Origin of the sequence: Sphingomonas elodea ATCC 31461, from assembly GCF_000226955.1 — a bacterium.
In the GTDB taxonomy this organism is placed as follows: Bacteria; Pseudomonadota; Alphaproteobacteria; order Sphingomonadales; family Sphingomonadaceae; genus Sphingomonas; species Sphingomonas elodea.
On record NZ_AGFU01000125.1, the window covers coordinates 1 to 4080 of the forward strand.

The window sequence follows — 4080 nt, forward strand, 5'->3', positions numbered from 1 at the left end:
CCCGGCACGCTCGGCTACGACCTGGGCATCTCGGTCGGCTATCCGCTCGACGTGCGCGGCAAGATCGCGCGCGCCATCGAGGCCAGCCTGGCCGACCGCGACGCCGTCGCCGCGGCCCGCGACGCGGTGCGGGTCAGCGTCGCCGCCGCGACCGCGCGGGCCTATGCCGATATATGCGCCGCCAATTTCCGGCTTGCCGCCACCCAGCGCATCGTCGGCCTGCAGCGCCAGACCTTCTCCGCCACCCAGCGGCTCCAGCGCGCCGGCCGCGGCACCGCCTTCGACGTCAGCCGCGCCCAGGCGGCGGTGCAGACCAGCGAGGCCAACCTGCCGATCTTCGCCGCGCAGCGCCGCGCCGGCCTCTACACGCTGGCGGCGCTGCTCGGTCGCCCTGCGGCCGACTATCCCCGCGAGATCGAAAGCTGTGCCGCGCTGCCCACCCTGCCCCGCCCGATGCCGATAGGCGACGGCGCGGCGCTGATCCGCCGCCGGCCGGACATCCGCCAGGCCGAGCGGATCATCGCCGGCGATACAGCCCGGATCGGCGTCGCGACCGCCGATCTCTATCCGCAGATCAGCCTCGGTGGCTCGGCCGGGCTCAGCGGCCCGCTCGATCGGCTGGGCAGCCCGACGTCCTTCGGGTTCAGCCTGGTGCCGCTGATCAGCTGGAGCTTCCCCAACCGCCCGGCCGTCCGTGCCCGCATCGATGCCGCCGGCGCGCAGGTCGATGCGGACCTCGCCCGCTTCGATTCGACGGTGCTGAACGCGCTGCGCGACACCGAAACGGCCCTGGAAACCTATGCGCGCGACCGCGACCAGGCCGAGGCGCTGGGGCGCGCCCGCGACAGCGCCGCCACCGCCGCCGACCAGGCGGGGCGCCTGTTCCGCTTCGGCCGCAGCGACTTCCTCGCCCTCCTCCAGGCGCAGAGCAGCCTCGCTCAGGCCGAGGCGAGCTATGCGACGGCGCAGGCGCGGTTGCCGGACGACCAGATCGCAATCTTTCTCGCGCTCGGCGGCGGCTGGGAATAAGACCTACCCATGACCTTCACCGATATTGCCAGCCGGACCTACAACCATAATTTCCGGCTCGACCCAATCGTCCGCAGCCTGCTCGATACCGATTTCTACAAGCTGCTGATGCTGCAGATGATCCGGCGGCGGAACCCGGACACGCAGGTGACCTTCTCGCTGATCAACCGCACCCGGAGCGTGCGGCTGGCCGAGGTGATCGACGAGGCCGAGCTGCGCGCCCAGCTCGACCATGCCCGCGCGCTGCGCTTCACCAAGAAGGAGCTGATCTGGCTCGCCGGCAACAGCTTCTACGGCAAGACCCAGATGTTTGCGCCGGACTTCATCGCCTGGCTCGCGGAATTCCAGCTGCCGGCCTACGAGCTGGAGCGCCATGACGGCCAGTTCCTGCTGCACTTCCACGGTCCCTGGACCCACACGACCATGTGGGAAATCCCGGCGCTGACCATCGTCAACGAACTCCGCTCGCGCGCGGCGATGCGCGGGCGCGACCGGTTCGCGCTCGACGTGCTCTACGCTCGCGCCAAGGCCAAGCTATGGGACAAGGTGGAGCGGCTGCGCGCACTGCCCGATCTGGTGCTGTCGGATTTCGGCACGCGGCGGCGCCACGGCTTTCTCTGGCAGCGCTGGTGCGTCGAGGCGCTGAAGGAAGGGCTCGGCCATCGCTTCATCGGCACCTCCAACGTGCTGCTGGCAATGGATGCGGATCTGGAAGCGATCGGCACCAACGCGCATGAGCTGCCGATGGTGGAGGCGGCGCTGTCCCCGGACGATGCCAGCCTCGCCGACGCGCCCTATCGCGTGCTCGAGCAATGGCGCGCCCATTATGGCGGCAACCTGCTGATCGCGCTACCCGATGCGTTCGGCACCAGCTCGTTCCTCGCGCGCGCACCTGATTGGGTGGCCGACTGGACCGGCTTCCGCCCGGACAGCGCGCCCCCCATTCCGGGTGGCGAGCAGATCCTCCGCTGGTGGCAGGACCATGGCCGCGATCCGCGCGAAAAGCTGCTGATCTTCTCCGACGGCATGGACGTCGAATCGATCGAGGCGACCTATCGCCATTTCAACGGCCGGGTGCGGATGAGCTTCGGCTGGGGGACCAACCTGACCAACGATTTCCGCGGCTGCGATCCCGATGGCGAAGCCGGGCTGGAGCCGATTTCGCTGGTCTGCAAGGTGGTCGCAGCGAACGGTCGCCCGGCGGTCAAGCTCTCGGACAATCCGGCCAAGGCGACCGGCGAAGCTGCCGAGATCGAACGATATCTGCGCGTGTTCGGCGATGCGGGCCGCGCCGAACACGCCGTGCAGGTCTAGCTCCGCCAGTCCACCGAATTGCCATAGGGGTGGCAGACCGCGAGCACGCGGCGCTGCTCCCCGCCGGGAAACCAGCTGAGCGCAAGCTGCACTTCGCTGCGCGTCTCGGTCCATTCGAACCCGACCCAGGCGAGCGGCCGCTCGGGCGTTGCGAACCTGCCGGCATCCTGGATCATCGCCACCACCGCGGCGCGGTCCTGCGGCGGCAGATATTGCAGCACCATCGAATGCATCACGACACGGCACACGCCCTCGGCCTGCGGCACGGCGAGCTGGCGCGCCAGCCATTCCGATGCGTCGCCCTGCTCCAGCTGTGGCTTGTGGCGCCGCGCCATGGCGAGTGCCTGTTCCAGCCGATGCAGGCGCTGCGGCTGATCCGCGAAGATATAGGCCATCAGCCGTTCGCAGGTGGCCGGATCACCGGCATCGAGCGGGTGCAGGTCCACGCCGCGTGCCGATACCACCTCCAGCGGCGCGGGCTGCGGTGCGGGGCCATGCCAGTCCGGCACGACCTGAACGGGCGAATGGCGATCGCCGGCGAGCACGCCGCCAAGATCGAAACCATAGCGCCCGAGATTGAGGTTGAGGCCGCAGCTCGATCCGATTTCCAGCAGCTCGAACGGGAGGCCGAAGCGGCGACGCACCTGCATCAGCGCGGCGACCATCGCCCCCGAGCGGCCGACCTCGTTGGTCTGGGGCGTGCGGCGCAGAAAGCCGGCGACCAGATCGTCCTCGGCGGCAAGCGCCGCGCCGATGGCGCCGTCGAAATCGTAATGCTCGCCACGATAGAGCGCAGCGAGCGCGGGGGGATTGCCGCGGCGGGCAAGGAAATGCAGTGCGGCGTTGAAGCGCATCGCCAGCGCGGCCGAAGCCGGATCGCCCTCCCACTGCGCGATCACCGCTTCGCTGTGCGGCGCCCGGTGGAGCTGACGAAGACCCGCGGCGAGAACAGCCCCCACGAAGGGCGATCCCAACTCGCCCGCGACGTGCGCCATGCGCGCAAGCTCCGCCAATCCCGTCCGGGTCGATACCATATTCATTACAACTTCCCCCGGGCAGAGGCCGACATTCCTGATCTTGTGCCGGGGGCCGTTCGATTCGCAACCGGATCGAACGGCCGCTCCCGGGGTCGTCTGGTGGTGTCGGTCAGAAGCTCTGCCAATCGTCGTCGGCGCTGCTGTTGCGCACCAGCGCCGAGACTGCGGCGGCGGGCAGCGGTTTCACATTGCCGCTGTTGAACCGCGACGGGGCAACCCGCGCGCTGGCCATCGGCGCGCCATTGCCGACATTGAATCGGCTCGCCTGCTCGGAGAGGACGGTGACTTCGCTGGCCAGGTTCCGGGCGGCAGCGGAGGTTTCCTCGACCATCGCGGCGTTCTGCTGGGTCGACTGGTCCATTGCGCCCAGGGCAGCGCTGATCTCGGTGACCGCGCTCGACTGGGCGTGGTTGTCCGAGGCCATGTTGCCGAGCAGCTGGTGCACTTCGCCCACGCCTGCCGAAATGTCGGCCAGCGCACCGTCGACGCGCTGCACCGCCTGCACGGCCGTGACGATGTCGCTCTGGGTCGCGGTCAGCTGGTCGCGGGCGCGCCCTGCTTCCTCTTCCGCGCGCATCGCCAGGGCCGACACCAGGTCGGCGACGACGGCGAAGCCGCGGCCCGCTTCCCCTGCGCGGCCGGCTTCGACCGCCGCGTTCATCGCGAGAACGCGGGTCTGGAAGGCGATCTTGTCCAGGCC

4 protein-coding genes are annotated in these 4080 nt (G+C 69.5%); 2 read left to right on the forward strand and 2 right to left on the reverse strand.

All coding sequences use genetic code 11. From position 1 onward, the window contains the following. Positions 1 to 1029: TolC family protein (locus tag KK7_RS0119770; RefSeq protein ID WP_010546373.1), on the forward strand; the 1029-nt coding region annotated here is incomplete at its 5' end. 9 nt (positions 1030 to 1038) lie between these two features. Further along, entirely contained in the window at positions 1039 to 2343 is a 1305-nt protein-coding gene (pncB, locus tag KK7_RS0119775; RefSeq protein ID WP_010546374.1) for a nicotinate phosphoribosyltransferase, read from the forward strand. On the opposite strand, the gene KK7_RS0119780 is transcribed toward pncB, so the two are convergent. Then, the gene (locus KK7_RS0119780; protein WP_010546375.1) at positions 2340 to 3338 is read right to left on the reverse strand and encodes a DUF2332 domain-containing protein; all 999 of its coding nucleotides are present in this window, start codon (positions 3336 to 3338) and stop codon (positions 2340 to 2342) included. The two genes, pncB and KK7_RS0119780, sit on opposite strands and share 4 nt — an antisense overlap. 151 nt (positions 3339 to 3489) lie before the next feature. After that, positions 3490 to 4080: methyl-accepting chemotaxis protein (locus KK7_RS0119785; RefSeq protein WP_010546376.1), on the reverse strand; the 591-nt coding region annotated here is incomplete at its 5' end.